The sequence below is a fragment of the Parafannyhessea umbonata genome (genome assembly GCF_012844235.1).
GTDB lineage: Bacteria > Actinomycetota > Coriobacteriia > Coriobacteriales > Atopobiaceae > Parafannyhessea.
This window is the reverse complement of sequence record NZ_JABAGR010000003.1, coordinates 142,707-159,029: the sequence shown is the minus strand read 5'-3', so window position 1 is coordinate 159,029 and position 16,323 is coordinate 142,707. Positions and strand designations below refer to the sequence as shown.

Here is a 16,323-nt window from a genome sequence, read left to right as displayed (position 1 = left end):
GCGCCGCGGCCGTGCGGCACGCGGCCGCGCGATACGCGGTAGCATGCAGGTGGGAACGGGCGCGGGCCACGGCGGCCCGCTCGCAGAGGGAGGCACCATGCGCAAGATCCTGATCGTGATCGACATGCAGAACGACTTCATCGACGGCGCGCTCGGCACGCCGGAGGCGCGGGCCATTGTCCCGGCCGTCGTGCGGAAGATCCGCTCGTACCCGGCGCGCGACGTGTTCGCCACGCGCGACACGCACCCCGCGGACTACCTCTCCACGCAGGAGGGCACGTACCTGCCCGTCCCCCACTGCATAAGGGGGACGGACGGCTGGCAGCTGCGCCCTGAGGTCGCGGAGCTCGTGCCGGCGGACCACGTGTTTGACAAGCCCACGTTTGGCTCGACGGACCTCGCGCGCGCCGTGCGGCAGATGGCCGAGGCCCACGAGCTCGAGGTGGAGCTCGTGGGCCTGTGCACGGACATCTGTGTCGTGTCGAACGCGCTCTTGCTGAAGGCCGTGCTGCCGGAGGTGCGCATCTCCGTCGATCCCGCTTGCTGCGCCGGCGTCACGCCGCAGAAGCACGAGGCCGCGCTCGAGACCATGCGCTCCTGCCAGATCCAGGGCCTGTAGCCGCCCTGCGGCAGGCGCTCTGCTCGCGGCGCGCCCGAAGACGCTACGCCCGCGCCTGTCGTGCGAAGAACGCAAAGCCGGCGGCAAGGGCGTCGCGCGCCTCGGGCATGCGGGGAAACATCTGGAAGGCGTGGGGGCACCCGTGCTGGATGTCGAGCGCCGCGGGATGCCCCGCCTCGCGAAGCCGCTGGTAGAGCACGCGCGCGTCGTCCACCAGGCACTCCGTGTCAGACGCGGAGAGAAACACCGGCGGCAGGCCAGAGAAGTCGCCGTACAGCGGCGACACCACCGGGTCGCGCAGGAACCCCTCCGTGCAGGCGGGTCCGCCGTACACCATGCGGAGGGCGCCCTTCTCGACCGCGTCGCGCAGCAGGTAGTCCGTGGCGACGTTTGCGGAGTGCGACGGGAGGCTCTCCGCCTGCGTGACGGAGGGTGACAGCGCCATGATGCCGCCCGGCTGCGCCATGCCGCGCCCCTTGAGCACGAACGCGAGCGAGAGGGCCAGGGTGCCGCCCGCGGACTCCCCGGCGACGATCACGTCCGCGGGGTCGATGCCCCGCGCGAGCACGCCCTCCCACGCCGTCAGCGTGTCGTCGATCTGCGCGGGCCACAGGTGCTCGGGGGCAAGGCGGTAGTTGCAGCTCATCACGTTGCGGCCGTGCACGTCCGCGATGTACTGGCACACCTCGCGGCGCTCGCGCGCAGACCCGGACATGTACCCGCCGCCGTGCACGTAGAGCACCCAGCCCGCGTTGCCCCGCTTCGTCAGGCACTCGCCTCCCAGCCCATTGAGGTCGACCTCCCCAACCGTCACGCCCTTGGGCGTGCGCGGCAGCCGCCTGGCGCGGGCGTCGCCATCGCCGTCGTGCACGTGCGCCTCTGGGGACGCGTCCCACGGCCTGTCCCTGAATATCGCGTTCATGAGCTCTGCGTACTCGCTGGGCACTGCCCCTCCTCACTCGCGGCGACGCCGCTACCCCTTATGTCACGACTTACGGCACAACTCAAATTATGAGCTATCTATAATTCGACTTAATCCATAAGTCAAAATATAGGGCGCACGCATCACGACTTGTCACTCCCGAGCAAAACTCGTCGCCACGCTACAATGGACGCCACCACATCGGCACCACACCCACGGGAGGCACCATGGCAACACCACGGCCGTCGCGCATCCGGGCGGCGCTCTTCGACTTTGACGGCACGCTCGCGGACACGGAGCGCTTTGGCATCGAGCTCGACGAGGAGGCCTACGCCCACTTCGGCATCACGCCCACGCAGGGCGAGAAGAACTCGCTCGCCGGGACCGACGGCCTGGAGTCGATCCCGGCCCTCTTCCGGGCACACGGCATGGACGTGAGCGCGCAGGAGTTCTTCGCGCACCGACGTCCCAGCGACGTGATCTACGAGGAGATGCCGTTAGAGGCGTCGCCCGGCGCCCGCGGGCTCATGGGCCGCCTGCGCACGGGCGGCACGCGCGTGGCCGTCGTCTCGACCACGCAGCACCGCCTCGTCGTGACGGCGCTGCGGCGCATAGGCCTTCTTGACCTGGTGGACCTCGTCGTGGGCGGCGACGACGTCGCGCGCCACAAGCCGGACCCAGAGCCGTACGCCCGTGCGCTCGAGGCGCTTGGGACGGCGGCGCGCGAGGCCGTCGCGTTCGAGGACTCCCCCTCCGGCGTGGCGTCCGCGCAGGCCGCGGGCGTCCACACGCTGGGATACACGGGATCGAGCGTCCCGCAGGACCTCTCTGCCGCGGACGAGCTCTTCTCGTCCTTCGAGCTGCTGCAGCTCTAGCGCCGCGCGTCAGCCCCGGCGCCCCGTCAGCCCCGGCGCCCCGTCAGCCCCGGCGCCACGGCGCCACGGCGCGCGGCCGTTCGCAAGGTTGAGGAGCGCCCGCGCAACGCCTGCGGGCAAGGCACCGCCAGAGCAGTTCACCAGGCCAAACAGCGCGCAGCCCACGCTCGACGCAATCGACATGCGGCACTGCGGGTCCATCGGGTCGCCGTACTGCCGCTCCACCGAGCCCTTGATTCGGTTTGCCACGAAGCGGCACGCGGCGGAGGTCTGCGCCATCTCTAGCAGCGAGTCCGTCTCGTCGTACGTCCCCCTGGCGTGGTGCACCTCCGGGGGGACGGGCCTGCCGAGAAGGGCGCGGGAGTCCTCCTCCGTTGGCCTTCCCTCCAGCGAGCGGTACCAGGTGCCCGCGAACTTCCCGGGCGCCGCGATGCCCTTGCCGGCAACGTCCAGCGCGCCGCGGAGGCGCACGTCCTCCACCGAGGAGCCCACGAGCACCTGGTAGGTGCCACCCACAAGCTTCCACCCGTCGTCCCACACGGAGAGGCTCTTCTCGTCCAGCGCCACGCTCACGCGGCGCGTCTGGCCGGGGGCAAGCTCCACGCGCGCGAAGCCGGCAAGCTGCACGCGCGGGTGCGGAAGCCCGCCGGCGGGCGGCTCCACGTACACCTGGGCCACCTCCGCGCCCGCGACGCCACCCACGTTCGTGACGTCAAAGCTCGCCGTGCGGCTTGCAGCATCCACCGCGAGCGCACCGTACGCGAAGCTGGTGTAGGAAAGCCCGTGCCCAAAGCAGTGCGCCACCGGCACGCCCGCCGTCTGGTAGTAGCGGTATCCCACGAAGACGCCCTCGCGGTACTGCGACTGACGGTGCGGCTCGCCCCAGCACCCCGCGCACGGCGCGTCATCGGCGTGCAGCGGCCAGGTCTCCGGCAGCTTTCCCGATGGGTTGACCGCGCCCTCCAGCACGTCGACCGTCGCCTCGGCGCCGGCCTCGCCGCCAAGGCCCGCGCACAGCACCGCGGCCACGTCCTTCTCCCATGGCAGCTCTACGGGGCTTCCGCACTGCAGCACGACCACGGTGCGCGGGTTTGCCTGGGCCACGGCGGCCACCAGGCGGTTCATGCCCTTGGGCAGGTGCATGTCCGCGCGGTCGTATCCCTCGGACTCGATGGCCTCGGGAAGCCCCACGACCACCACGGCCACGTCCGCCTCGCGCGCCGCGCGCACGGCCTCCTCCACGCGCGCCCGCGTGGTCCTGCCGGTGCGCGCGTCGTAGCCGGCGGCGTACGCCCAGCCGGGACGCAGCCCGCGCATGGTCGCGACGCGCCGGGCGTTGATGTGGCTGGAGCCACCTCCCTGGTAGCGAGGCCGCTCCGCCATCTGGCCAATGAGCGCCACGCGGGCGCCCGCCGCAAGCGGCAGCGTGCCGTCGTTGGCCAGAAGCACGTGGCCCTCGGCGGCCACGCGCCGCGCGACCTCGCGGTTTGCCGCGACGTCCGTTGCGGCGGGCTTGGCTCCGCCGGCATGCGCCATCGCAAGGGCCACGAGCCTGCGGGCGCTCTCGCGCACGCGCCCCTCGCGCAGCGTGCCCAAGTCCAGCGCCGTCGCCGCCTGCCTCTGCAGGTGCGTGCCGCCACCCGGCATGGCCAGGTCGCAGCCGGCCTCGTACGCGGCCGCGCGGTCGTGCATGCCGCCCCAGTCCGTCACCACCACGCCGTCGAAGCCCCACTCGTCGCGCAGGATATCGCGCAGGAGGTGGCGGTTGTCGCTGCAATAGACGCCTTTCAGCATCACGTAGGCGCTCATCACTATCTGCGGCCTGGCGTCGCGCACCACCATCTCGAAGGCGCGCAGGTATATCTCGCGCAGGGTGCGCTCGTCCACCACGCTGTCGTTGCCAAAGCGCCTGTACTCCTGCGAGTTCACGGCAAAGTGCTTGATGCACGAGCCGACCCCCGTGGACTGCACGCCGCGCACGTGGCTCGTGGCGAGGGTGCCCGCAAGCAGGGGGTCCTCCGAGAAGTACTCGAAGTTTCGGCCACAGAGCGGGCTCCTCTTGATGTTGAGCCCCGGCCCCAGCACCACGCCCACGCCCTGCGCGCGGGCCTCGCTCCCGATGGCGGCGCCCATCCGCTCCACGAGCTCCGGGTCCCACGTGGCCGCGGCCGTCGCCAGCGCCGGGAAGCACGTGGCGGGCTCGGAGTCCGTCATGTCCCGCGCGCCAGGCCCCTGGTGGCGCAGCCCCGACGGCCCGTCGCTCACGGCAAGCGCCGGTACGCCCGCCTCGGGATACGCCCTCGTGTGCCAGAAGTCCGCGCCGACGCCCAGGTCAAGCAGGCGGTCGCGGTCAAGCTTGGCCACGATCTTCTCGGCCGCGTCCGCGTACCTCGCATCCATCGCTAGTCCTCCCCGCCCTCGCCGCCGGCGCGCTCGCGCCTGCGCCGCTCCAGCACCACGCCGACCGCCTTGATGAACGCGCACAGGCTCTGGTTGAGGTCCTCTATCCCCTCGTTCCCGTACGCGCCCTCCAGCCACGACGCGTAGGCGTTGCGGATGCCGCCCAAGAGGAAGTCCACCGTCTCGAGCGGGAAGTTGCCGCCTTCCGGGTCCTCGCTGCGGGCGATGTCGTGCAGGTGGCGCTCTATGCGGTCCATGAGCGCGCCCAGGAACGGCCCCAGGCGGTCGTTGTCCACGAGCTTGCGGGTCAGGGCCAGGTTGTCGCACACAAAGTCGCTTATCTGGCGCAGAAACGGCATGGGGTCCTGGAAGAACGAGTTCGTGACCAGCGGGTCTATGGAGGCGGAGACCTTCTCGGTCAGGTCGTCCATCGTCTGGCGCATCAGCTGGTCCACGCTGTCGAAGTGCGCGTAGAACGTGCCGCGGTTGAGGTCTGCGCGGCGCGTGATGTCAGATACGGTGATCTTGTCGTACGGCTTCTCGGCGATGAGCAGGGTCAGGGCCTCCTCAAGAAGGCGGACGGACCTCTGCGCGTTGCGGTTTCTGATGGCTTCCACGCTACCTCCCACGTGCCTCGACGCCAGGACGGCGCCACGTTCCTCTCGCACACCTGTGCGGCGCTCTGTCGGGTTTTAAACATGATTCGAAATGCTGTCCAAAAAGCCCGTCTGCCGTGTGCGTGCCTAGTGCTTGGGTATTTTTCAACATGTGTATGTTCTACCACATGTGAGCGTCTTAGGACGGATGTTCGACCGGAGCGGCGCGACGTGCCGGCGAACGCGATCGAAAGGAGCGCCTGGGAGGATGGAGAGGCTGTTTCGCGGGGTCCTCAGGCACCGCAGGGTGGTCATCGGCGTGTTCGTGGTGCTGGCCGCCATCTGCGCATGCCTGGTCCCGCAGGTAAAGATAGATGCGAACATGAGCGACTACCTGCCGCCCACGGCAAAGTCGTCGCAGGACCTGGACGCCATGAAGCGCATCTACGGCAACGACATCGCAAACGCGCGCGTCTACGTCACGGGGATCAGCCTGCCAGACGCCAAGGCGCTCGACAAGCGCCTGAAGGGCGAGAAGGGCGTCATCTCGGTCACGTGGCTCGGCGATGAGGTGGACGTGGACCAGCCGCTCGAGACCCAGGACGCGGACACGATAGCCGACTGGTACGACGGCAAGGGCTACCTGTTCCAGGCCGTGCTGAAGTCCGGCGTGAAGCAGAGCCAGATAGACCACATCCGCGCGCTCGCGAAGGCGGTGCCCGGCGCGAGGAAGGTCGCGATCGACGGGTCCGCCGCGGACGACGCGGCCAACATGGCCACCATCAACACGGACATGGGCAAGATCATGACGATCGCCGTCGTGGTGGTGCTCGTGGTGGTCGCGCTCAACACCACCAGCTACCTGCACCCCATCGTGATGCTGCTCACCATTGGCGTCGCGATCGTGCTCAACATGGGCACGAACATCTTCCGCGGCACCATATCCTCCATCACGCAGCTCGTGGCAAGCGTGCTGCAGCTCGCGGTCTCCATGGACTACTCCATCGTGCTGCTCACGAACTTCGGCCGCGCGCAGCAGGAGACCGACGACCAGTTCGAGGCCATGGTGGCTGCCATGACGAAGTCGTTCCCCGTCATCCTCAGCTCCGCGGCCGTCACGTTCTTCGGCTTCCTCTCTCTCGGCGCCATGCAGTTCCTGATCGGCGCGGACATGGGTATAGCACTGGCCAAGGGCATCGTATGCTCGTTCTTCTCCATCACGCTCCTTATGCCGTGCATCCTGTACAACATGCGCGGGCTCGTGGAAAAGACCATGCACAAGCCGTTCTTCCGCGGGTTCCACCGCATGGCGAAGGTGTGTCACGCCGGGGCCGTGCCCGCGCTCGTGATCGCGGCGGTGCTGGCCGTGCCGGCGCTCTTGGCGTCGCAATCCGTGAGCTTCACGTACGGGTCCGCGGCGAACATGTCGCCCACCTCGCAGGTCAAGCTGGACGGCGACGTGATCGACAAGGCGTTTGGCAAGTCGCAGACCTGGGCCATCATGGTGCCGGCGGAGCACTGGGGAGACGAGAACGACCTGGTGGAGGACCTGCAGAAGCTCCCCACCACCAAGAGCGTGCTGTCGTACTCCACCATCGCAAGCTCGGCCCTGCCCCGCCAGCTGGCAGACAAGAGCCAGATTAAGCAGCTCTTCAGCGGCGGCTACAGCCGCATCGTGCTGACGTCGCGCATACCGGACGAGTCCAAGCAGGCGTTCGACCTGGTGAAGAGGGTGCGCGGCCTGTGCAGGGCGCGCTACGGCAACAAGTACCGCCTCGTGGGCAACGCCGTGAGCTACGCGGACATCAAGGCGGTCACGTCCGTGGACTCCACCACGGTGAAGCTCGCCTCGATCCTGGCCATCGGCGCCGTGCTGCTCGTGATGTTCAGGTCCGTCTCGATCCCCGTCATCCTCATCCTGGCGATCGAGGTCTCCATCTGGATGAACGAGGCCGTCCCCTACCTCATGGGACAGACCATCAACTTCGTCGCGTTCCTCGTGATAGACGCCGTGCAGCTGGGCGCCGCCGTGGACTACGCCATCATCTTCACGGAGGAGTACCTGGCGCGCCGCAGGCGCATGCCCAAGGCGGACGCGTCCATCCAGTCCATCGAGAAGACCGCGCAGCCCATCATGACGTCGAGCTCCATCCTGATCCTGGCGTGCCTCGGCATCTACCTCAGCGTGTCCAGCCCCATGATCCAGCAGGTGGGCATGCTCATCGCACGTGGCGCCCTCATCAGCGTCATCCTGATCTTCTTCGTGCTGCCGCTGCTCTTCACGCTGCTTGACGGCCTCGTGCGCGTCACCAGCTACAAGATCGGCTTCTATCGCGGCGGCCCGCAGCCCGCGGCGCAGCCCGCGGACGGTGGGCAGGGACAGACCGCCTAGCGGCCGCAGCGGTACCAACGCCGCACGGCGTAACGGCCGGGCGCGCATCCAACGCACATTCTCACGAACGGAGTGACAGACATGAGCAAGACGAACGCATCAACCATCCCCCTCGCAAAGAGGGTCGCGGCAGGCGCCATCGGCGCGGTCCTCAGCTTCAGCATGACCATCCCGTTTGGCGCCACGCAGGCCATCGCGGCCGAATCCGGCGCCACGGGCGAGAAGAGCGTGGCGCACGGTGCCAGCACCGCCTCTACGGCAAAGCGCGAGGTGGTGTACACGAAGACCGACGCCACGGGCGCATCCAGCGGCTCATACGTGGTGAACGCGTTCGAGACGCCGGACAAGGTGGACATAAAGGACCCCGGCACGTACCAGAAGGTCACGAACCTCACCTCTTCCAAGAAGCTGGAGCAGAGGGACGGCTCCGTCGACCTCACGACCGTGGCGGGAGAGCCGTTCTACTACCAGGGCAACCTGAGCAAGGACACCAAGCTCCCCTGGACGGTGCAGATAACGTACAGGCTGGATGGCAAGGTCGTGAAGCCCAGCGAGCTTGCCGGAAAGGACGGCAGGCTCGACATCGAGCTCAAGGTGAGCGGCCTTAACGACGACTCCGCCACGGCAGACTTCGCCAAGAGCTTCCTGCTGCAGGCGCAGGGCACGTTCCCCAACCAGAACTTCAAGCTGGACAGCGCGACCAACGCCACCGTCGCCACCAGCGGCAGCAACACCGTGCTGACGTACGTGCTCATCCCGGGACAGAACGGCGACTGGCACATCACCGGCGACGCGCACGACTTCACGTACGGCGGCTGGCAGATCGCCGCGATGCCGCTTGACCTGAACCTCGACACCAGCAAGATCGACACGTCCGGGCTCACGAGCGCCACGGCCAGGCTGCAGGACGGCATTGGCCGGCTGGACGCCGGCGGCGCAAGGCTGCGTGACGCCCTGGGGCTTCTCTCCAGCGGCGCCGGACAGGCGGCCGCGGGCGCGGGCGCGCTCTCCACGGGCGCCGACCAGCTTGCTGCGGGCACCAGAGCGGCAAAGGCGGGCACCGGCAAGCTTGCCGCCGGCGCGGGTGCGCTCGCCACGGGCAGCGCAAGCCTCAGCAGCGGCAACGCGAGGCTGGCCGCGGGTGCAAGGCAGCTTAGCCAGGGCGCCGGCGCCCTGCGCAACACCCTGCGCAGCCAGGGCGGCACGTTCGACAGACTCGACTCCGGCGCACGGCAGGTCTCCGGCGGCACGCAGCAGCTCTACCAGGCGCTTTCCGCCACCCTGCCCCAGCAGCTCCTCACCGTCAACCAGGGCCTCAGCCAGACGCGCGCCACGCTCGACGGCATCCAGCAAAAGCTCGCGACCATAAAGTCTCAGGCGGGCTCCATGTCCACCGCGGCGCAGGCCGCCATCGGCCAGGCGGAGGCCGTAAAGAGCGACCTCACGACCATCGAGCAGGGCACGGGCGGCCTCACGACCGCTCTGCAGCAGGCGGGCACGTCCGCCGGCACCGCGCAGGCAGAGGCCACGGGCTCCAAGCAGGCGGCGGACGGCGCAAAGCAGTCCGCGGACGCGGCCGCGGCAAGCGCGGGCTCCGCAAGCCAGCAGCTGGACGCGCTCCTGGCGGACGCCTCGCTCACCCCCGACCAGCGCGCGAAGGTCCAGGCCGCAGACGATCAGGCAAAGGCCGCCGAGAAGGGCGCGACCACGGCATCGGGCTACGCCGCCACAGCATCGACGTACGCCGGCAAGGCTGCGGACGATTCCGGCAGCGCGCTTACCACGATCAAGGGCCTTGGCACTTCTCTGCAAGGCATGCAGGCGGCGGGCGCAAAGCTCCAGAAGGACGCCGAGGCGCTCAAGGGCACGCTCTCGCAGATGCAAGGCGGCATCAAGGACGTCACCGGCGAGTCCGCGGCCGTGCTGGCCAGCTCGCAGAAGGCTCTCGACGGCTCGCAGGAGCTTGTGGGCAAGACGCAGCAGCAGCTGGGAGCCATCGACCTGGGGCAGCTCAAGCAGCTGTCCGACGGCGCGGCGCAGGTATCGTCCGGCGTGAGCGCGCTCGTGGGCTCGCTCAAGGCCACGAGCGGCACCACCACGATCGGCGGCGCGGTTTCCGGCATCGCAAGCGGCGCCAGCCAGCTTGATGGCGGCGCCGCGGCGGCCGCATCCGGCGCAAGCCAGGTCGCGGGCGGGGCGTCGCGGCTCAAGGGCGGCCTCGACACGCTGGACTCCGGCGCCACGAGGCTCAACAGCGGTGCCGGCCAGCTCGCGTCCGGCGCGCACACGCTCGACGGCGGCCTGAAGACACTTGCAAGCGGAACGTCGCAGGCGCAGAGCGGCTCGGCCACACTCGCTGACGGCCTCGACACACTGAGGTCCTCCACCGACGGCATCGACCAGAAGGTCATCGACAAGCTCAAGGAAACCATCAGGCAGAAGCTCGGCCAGGACTACCAGCTGCACTCGTTCGTGGACCCGTCGAACACCAACGTGAGCGAGGTGCAGTTTGTCTACGTGGTGGACGGCGTGAAGGAGGCGAAGTCCACGAGCGAGAAGAGCGGCGGCTCCAAGGGCGGCTCGAAGTCCGAGTCCAAGAGCTCCAAGGGCGACAGCGCCACAAAGAGCGGGTCGTTCGTCGACCGGCTGGGCGCGCTCTTCTCGGCAGGCAAGCGCAAGGGCGAGTGAGCGGCACTCGCCTGCCAGCGCAATCGCGGGCGCACCTTCAGCCCGCTGAGAGGAACCAGTACAAAGGCCGCGCCACGAGGGAGCCCCGTGGTGCGGACTGTCTTTACCAATGCAATTGCCGTTCAAGGCGCACGCCCTTCGACCGCCCACGGAGCCAATCCCGCGGAATAGCCCATCGAAGGGCGACGAGACGACACGCTCTCCCCCATTTCAGCTATCTTGTTCATCATTGGATTTGTGTATGAATGATGGAGGAGAATCATGAGAAAGAGGCTCTTGGGAATCTGCGCCGCACTCCTGCTCCTTGTGGGAATCAGCGCCTGCGGCGGAAATTCTGGCAACAAGGACGCCAGCGCGTCGAACAACTACGCCGACGACAGCGCGATGCAGGTCATCGCCAGTGGGCTCGAGGCCAGATGGCGCCTGGCCGACCAGCAGGACGCATCTGGCAAGGAGGCGACGGCGACCGACTACAAGAAGTGGATCGACGCCGAGCTCAAGAAGGACAAGCCCCTGCGCAACAGCAAGTTCAAGAACTCCGACATGCAGAAGGACGTGATCGACTACATCAAGCTGCTCGAGGATTCCCGCGAGGTCGTCGAGAAGTACCCGATAACCGGTACTGACTTCTTTACCAAATGGAGCGAGACCTATGACAAAAGGACTGCCGTCATCAAGAAGTTTGTTGACAAGTACAACCTCAAGGTAAGCGACCAGTACGCCGACAAGCTGAAGGAGCTCGTCGACAACGGCAAGGCCGCGCAGGCGCAGAACGACGAGAAGGAGGCTGTGAACGCTCTTGTCTCCTCCCTTCAGTGGAACACGACCGACGACGGATACGGTAGTTACACCCTCACCGCGACTGGGCAGAACACCACGAAGTACAACATCAAGGATCTTTCCATTGTCCTCTCTCTGTACGACCAGAACGGCGTAAAGCAGGAAGAGACCTACACCAACATCGATTCCTGGAAGGCTGGCGAGACAGTAAAGCTCGAGGCTTACCCATCAGCCGCCCCCGCACGAGTCGAAGCCTCAGTAGACTACTTCGATACGTCTAGCGAGTAAGCAAGGCGACTCAGGTTTTTCCAGCTGCAAGGGCGGGCCATCGTGTCAAACGGTGGCCCGCCCTTCTGCGTAGGTGCATCACTAGTTGAATCACTATCTGACAGGTCGCATTCCTGTCAGATAGTGATGGGCTTAAACGGGTGATATACGGCGAAAAGGCTCCCTAAAGTCTCACTTTCTGACAGATCGCACTTCTGTCAGAAAGTGGTTGTCACTATCTGACAGGTCATGCTTCTGTCAGAAAGTGAGTGGGTCGGGGGGTCCAAGACGCCCATTTCCCCATGCAGGCACCTCACTATCTGACAGATTGCGTTCTTGTCAGATAGTGAGGCGCTCCATCCAACACTACCGCCCGCACCACAGCCGCCTTCCGCACTGTCAGGGTGCAACGCCTGCCGCTTTCGACCGTCGTGACACAGAACTGACGCCTGAAAACCGACGCCCGCGTTGCATAAGGCGCGCCCGCCGGAGGACTCGTGGGAAAACCGTAGGGCGTGGCGCGCCGCGGCGACGCTCGCGGACCACGGCGCGGCGCCGTGCTACAGTAGTGGGCAAGAACGCGCTGTTACTGACGGATAATCGTGGGCTACCACGGGGAAGCAGCGTGAGACAAAACCGCCGACCGTCTGGGCAAGCGCATTCCGAAAGGGGTGCCTTGCCCTTGTGCGTTTTGGGGCTGGCTCCCTTGGATTGCGCCAAGAGAAAGGGAGACCATGCAGGACCTGCTCGAACTTTTGCGCAACAACCCCTACCCCGGCCGCGGCATCGTCGTGGGCAGGGGCCGCGTCTACTACTGGATCATGGGGCGCAGCTCCAACAGCCGCAACCGCGTCTTCACCAAGACGAACGACGGCATCATGACCGAGGCGCACGACCCCTCGAAGCTCGAGGACCCCAGCCTCATCATCTACCACCCCGTACGCACCATGGGCGACGCGCTGGTGGTCACCAACGGTGACCAGACGGACACCATAGTGGAGAAGAACAGCTTCCGCGACGGATGCATGGCGCGCAAGTTCGAGCCGGACGGTCCCAACTTCACCCCGCGCATCAGCTGCATCGTGAACGCGGACGGCAGCTTCGAGCTGTCCATCCTGAAGGCGGAGGACCACGGCAGCGCAGACGGCGGCCGCTGCGTGCGCGAGTTCTTCTCGTACGAGGGCGCCGACGAGGGCCGTGGCTACTTCATCAGCACGTACCAGGGCGACGGCAACCCGTTGCCCAGCTTTGCCGGCGAGCCCGTCGAGGTGACCATGCCAGAGCCGGACGAGGTCTGGGCCGCACTGAACGCGGACAACAAGGTGAGCCTGTACACCAACGTGGACGGCGACGTCCGCCTGTTCAACAAGAACCTAGGCGACTAGCCCCCCGCACGCAAGGCCCGCACCGCGACCGGCCTAACACGCCCGCGCCTGCCGGCGCACAACCCCACAACGAGAGGAACACCATGAACGAGCTGCAGCTCAAGTACGGTATGAACCCCAACCAGAAGCCCGCGCGCATCTTCATGAAGGACGGCTCCGACCTGCCCGTCAAGGTGCTGCAGGGCCGCCCCGGCTACATCAACTTCCTGGACGCGCTCAACTCTTGGCAGCTGGTGCGCGAGCTCTCGCGCGAGACCGGCATGCCGGCCGCCGCGTCGTTCAAGCACGTGAGCCCCGCCGGCGCCGCCGTGGGCAAGCCGCTTTCCGAGACCGACAAGAAGATCTACTTCGTGGACGACGAGGGCGAGCTCTCGCCCATCGCGTGCGCGTACATCCGCGCGCGCGGCGCGGACCGCATGAGCTCGTACGGCGACTGGGCGGCGCTTTCCGAGCCGTGCGACGCCCGCACGGCGCGCTACATCAAGCACGAGGTGTCCGACGGCATCATCGCGCCGGGCTACAGCCCCGAGGCGCTCGAGATCCTTGCCCAGAAGAAGAAGGGCACCTACAACGTGGTCCAGATCGACCCCACCTACGAGTGCGCCCCCACCGAGACGAAGGACGTCTTCGGCATCACCTTCGAGCAGGGCCACAACTTCTTCCGCATCAACAAGGACCTGCTGACGGACGTCGTCACCAAGAACAGGGACATCCCCGAGGACGCGAAGATCGACATGATCGTGAGCCTCATCACCCTTAAGTACACGCAGTCCAACTCCGTGTGCTACGTGAAGGACGGCCAGGCCATCGGCGTGGGCGCCGGCCAGCAGAGCCGCGTCCACTGCACGCGCCTTGCCGGCAACAAGGCCGACACCTGGTACCTGCGCCAGCACCCCAAGGTGCTAGGCCTGCAGTTTGTGGACGGCATCCGTCGCGCCAACCGCGACAACGCCATCGACGTCTACATAAGCGACGAGCACGACGACGTCCTGGCCGAGGGCGAGTGGCAGAAGTGGTTTGCCAAGAAGCCGGAGGTCCTGACCCGCGAGGAGAAGGCCGCCTGGATCGCCACGCAGACCGGCGTGACCCTGGGCTCCGACGCGTTCTTCCCGTTTGGCGACAACGTGGAGCGCGCGCACAAGTCCGGCGTCAGCTACATCGCGGAGCCCGGCGGCTCCATCCGCGACGACAACGTGATCGAGACGGCCGACAAGTACGGCATGGCCATGTGCTTCACCCACATGAGGCTGTTCCACCACTAGGCAACGCCGCGGGCGAGAAGGGCGCGTCCTTCTCGCCCGCGTGCGCTTTGGGACAGAGCCCCCATCTGCCCGTGCGGCAGCCTATCTCCGCCACAGGGCAGCCTATCTACGCCATTTTGCTATCATTTGGCGTAGATATTTTTTATGTGGCGTAGATGGTGGAGTGGGAGCGTACGTCTCGCTCGAGGGCCGTATCGAGCAGACGAAGGACGGCTACTATGACGCCCTCGCGCGGAGCTCCGTAGGATGGGGCGACGGTACGAACGACTATGCGCCCATCGTCACGTACCTCTTGGGATGCATCGTCGCATGCTATCGCACGCTCGACGAGCGTCTTGCGCTCGCGGGCACGCGCGGCGCCACGAAGGCGGACCGCGTGTGGGCGGTGTTTCAGAAGAGGCTCGGCAAGATCACGAAGGACGACATCCGCAACGAGTGCCCGGACGTCTCGGTTCGTACGATTGAGCGTGCGCTTGCGGACCTCAGCCGGCGGGGCCTGATCCGCAAGGTGGACGCAGGCCCGGCCACGGGTTACGTGCGCGTGTCCAAAAGCTAGCGCGACCCGCATGCCCGCGTGCGCCGCGCGTGCGCAGTGTAGAATGTCTGGTCAGACAGGCGTGGCCGCCCGCGTGGCCGGCCACGGGCAACGCACGGCGAAGGCGAGAAGAGCGTGGAAGAGCGTATCGACATCTACGACGAGGACGGAAGGCCCACCGGCCGCACCATGGCGCGCAAGGGGTCGTTCCTGCACGAGGGCGAGTACATGCTGTACGTGCTCGCCATCATCGAGGACGCGTCCGGTCGCTACCTCATCACGCAGCGTGCGCGCGACAAGCGCTGGGCGGCCGGCTGGTGGGAGGTCACCGGCGGCGGCGTGATGGCCGGCGAGGCATCGGCCGCGGCCATCGTGCGCGAGGTGCGCGAGGAGACGGGCCTCGACGTTTCCGCGGAGCCGCTCGCGCCTGTGTGGCGCTACCGCAACGTGGACCTCACGCGCGGCGACAACTACATCGTGGACATCTACCACTTCCACCTGGACTTTGACGAGGGGGACGTACGCCTGCAGCAGCGCGAGGCCATAGGTTGCCGCCTGGCCACCCGCGCCGAGGTGGACGAGCTTGCGCGCCAGGGCGTCTTCCTGCACTACGAGCGCCTGCGCCAGGCGCTTTCGGCCGAGGCCCACGGCGCCCCCGCGCCCGCCCCGCTTGACGCGCCGCCGGCCGCGCCGTCCGCGCCCGCCGCACCCGCCGCGCCCGAGGACCGCTCCTAGGGGGCCGCATGGACATCTGCAGCTACGTGGCATGGTTTGGCCTGTTCAGCGTCCTGGGCTGGGTGTACGAGTGCACCTACTGCGCCATCCGCACCAAGCGCTGGGACAACCGCGGCTTCCTCTTTGGGCCGGTGTGCCCCATCTACGGCTTTGGCGTTTCGGCACTTCTCATCGTGGCGCAGGCCCTTGGCTCCTCTGGCGTGACGAGCTCCAACGTGCCGTGGTGGCAGGTGTTCCTATGTGCCACCGTCGGCAGCGCCGTGCTGGAGTACACCACCTCCTACGTGCTGGAGAAGTGCTTCCACGCGCGCTGGTGGGACTACTCCAACGTTCCGCTCAACCTCAACGGCCGCGTCTGCCTGCCGTTCGCGCTCTGCTTCGGCGCGGTGGGCACGCTGCTGTACTACTTCGTGTGCCCGCTGCTGGGAGGCGCCTCGGTCTCGCTGCCGCTTACGGCCTGGGAGGTCCTCGCCCTTCTCACCGTGGGCCTCATGAGCGCGGACCTCGCGCTGACGCTCTCTGCCCTCACGGACGTGACGCAGCGCGTGGAGCGCAGCCGCGCGGACTTCGACGCCGTGATGGAGACGGCCGTGGACGACCTTGCCTCTGGCCGCCGCCCGCTGGGCGCCGATCTGGAGGCGGCCGCGCACCGCACCGCGGAGGAAATGTCGCTGGTGCAGCGCCGCACGCTCAAGAGCATCCGCAGCTACACCAACGAGCGCCGCGAGGAGGGGGCCGCGCGCCTGCGCCGTGCCGTCGCGCGCGTCGAGAGCGAGCGCCGCGCCCGCAGGCACGCGGGCAACGCGGACGGCGCAGGCAACGCGGACGGCGCAGGCAACGCGCCCACCCACGACGGGAGGTAGGCGC

13 protein-coding genes and 1 riboswitch are annotated in these 16,323 nt (G+C 67.4%); of the genes, 10 read left to right on the top strand and 3 right to left on the bottom strand.

What is annotated here, in order from left to right:
* Positions 1–43 precede the first annotated feature (43 nt).
* Positions 44–619 (top strand): cysteine hydrolase family protein, encoded by a 576-nt coding sequence (locus HF885_RS04380; RefSeq protein WP_235927308.1) that lies wholly within the window; start codon positions 44–46, stop codon positions 617–619.
* A 43-nt stretch (positions 620–662) separates the two neighbouring features.
* Here the strand turns inward: HF885_RS04380 and HF885_RS04375 are convergent, their stop codons facing one another.
* Positions 663–1,565 (bottom strand): alpha/beta hydrolase, encoded by a 903-nt coding sequence (locus tag HF885_RS04375; RefSeq protein WP_170103736.1) that lies wholly within the window; start codon positions 1,563–1,565, stop codon positions 663–665.
* Between the two features lie 203 nt (positions 1,566–1,768).
* Between HF885_RS04375 and HF885_RS04370 the strand changes: the two genes are divergently transcribed.
* Positions 1,769–2,416, top strand: coding sequence for an HAD family hydrolase (locus HF885_RS04370; protein ID WP_170103735.1), 648 nt, complete (start codon positions 1,769–1,771; stop codon positions 2,414–2,416).
* Between the two features lie 9 nt (positions 2,417–2,425).
* Here HF885_RS04370 and HF885_RS04365 read toward each other — a convergent pair whose 3' ends face one another.
* Positions 2,426–4,816, bottom strand: a complete 2,391-nt coding sequence (locus tag HF885_RS04365; RefSeq protein ID WP_170103734.1) for a glycoside hydrolase family 3 C-terminal domain-containing protein — start codon at positions 4,814–4,816, stop codon at positions 2,426–2,428.
* Positions 4,817–4,818: 2 nt separating this feature from the next.
* Positions 4,819–5,433, bottom strand: coding sequence for a TetR/AcrR family transcriptional regulator (locus tag HF885_RS04360; protein WP_170103733.1), 615 nt, complete (start codon positions 5,431–5,433; stop codon positions 4,819–4,821).
* A 247-nt stretch (positions 5,434–5,680) separates the two neighbouring features.
* Here HF885_RS04360 and HF885_RS04355 point away from each other — a divergent pair, with 247 nt between their 5' ends.
* The 8 genes from HF885_RS04355 (at position 5,681) to HF885_RS04320 (ending at position 16,319) form a co-directional block, all read left to right on the top strand.
* Positions 5,681–7,804 carry an efflux RND transporter permease subunit gene (locus HF885_RS04355; RefSeq protein WP_170103732.1) on the top strand — a complete coding sequence of 708 codons (2,124 nt, stop codon included), beginning with the start codon at positions 5,681–5,683 and terminating at the stop codon, positions 7,802–7,804.
* A gap of 81 nt (positions 7,805–7,885) precedes the next feature.
* The gene (locus HF885_RS04350) at positions 7,886–10,492 is read left to right on the top strand and encodes a hypothetical protein (protein WP_170103731.1); all 2,607 of its coding nucleotides are present in this window, start codon (positions 7,886–7,888) and stop codon (positions 10,490–10,492) included.
* Positions 10,493–10,753: 261 nt separating this feature from the next.
* Complete coding sequence (locus tag HF885_RS04345; RefSeq protein WP_170103730.1) at positions 10,754–11,560, top strand: FxLYD domain-containing protein; 807 nt, start codon at positions 10,754–10,756, stop codon at positions 11,558–11,560.
* Between the two features lie 554 nt (positions 11,561–12,114).
* Positions 12,115–12,199: riboswitch (ZMP/ZTP riboswitch) on the top strand.
* A gap of 74 nt (positions 12,200–12,273) precedes the next feature.
* Entirely contained in the window at positions 12,274–12,924 is a 651-nt protein-coding gene (locus HF885_RS04340) for an IMP cyclohydrolase (protein ID WP_170103729.1), read from the top strand.
* An 83-nt stretch (positions 12,925–13,007) separates the two neighbouring features.
* Positions 13,008–14,186 carry a phosphoribosylaminoimidazolecarboxamide formyltransferase gene (locus tag HF885_RS04335; RefSeq protein WP_170103728.1) on the top strand — a complete coding sequence of 393 codons (1,179 nt, stop codon included), beginning with the start codon at positions 13,008–13,010 and terminating at the stop codon, positions 14,184–14,186.
* A gap of 163 nt (positions 14,187–14,349) precedes the next feature.
* Entirely contained in the window at positions 14,350–14,742 is a 393-nt protein-coding gene (locus HF885_RS04330; protein ID WP_170103727.1) for a hypothetical protein, read from the top strand.
* A 114-nt stretch (positions 14,743–14,856) separates the two neighbouring features.
* Positions 14,857–15,456: an NUDIX hydrolase gene (locus HF885_RS04325; protein WP_328804325.1), complete on the top strand. Its 600-nt coding sequence runs from the start codon at positions 14,857–14,859 to the stop codon at positions 15,454–15,456.
* 8 nt (positions 15,457–15,464) lie between these two features.
* Positions 15,465–16,319 (top strand): putative ABC transporter permease, encoded by an 855-nt coding sequence (locus HF885_RS04320; RefSeq protein WP_170103726.1) that lies wholly within the window; start codon positions 15,465–15,467, stop codon positions 16,317–16,319.
* Positions 16,320–16,323 lie beyond the last annotated feature (4 nt).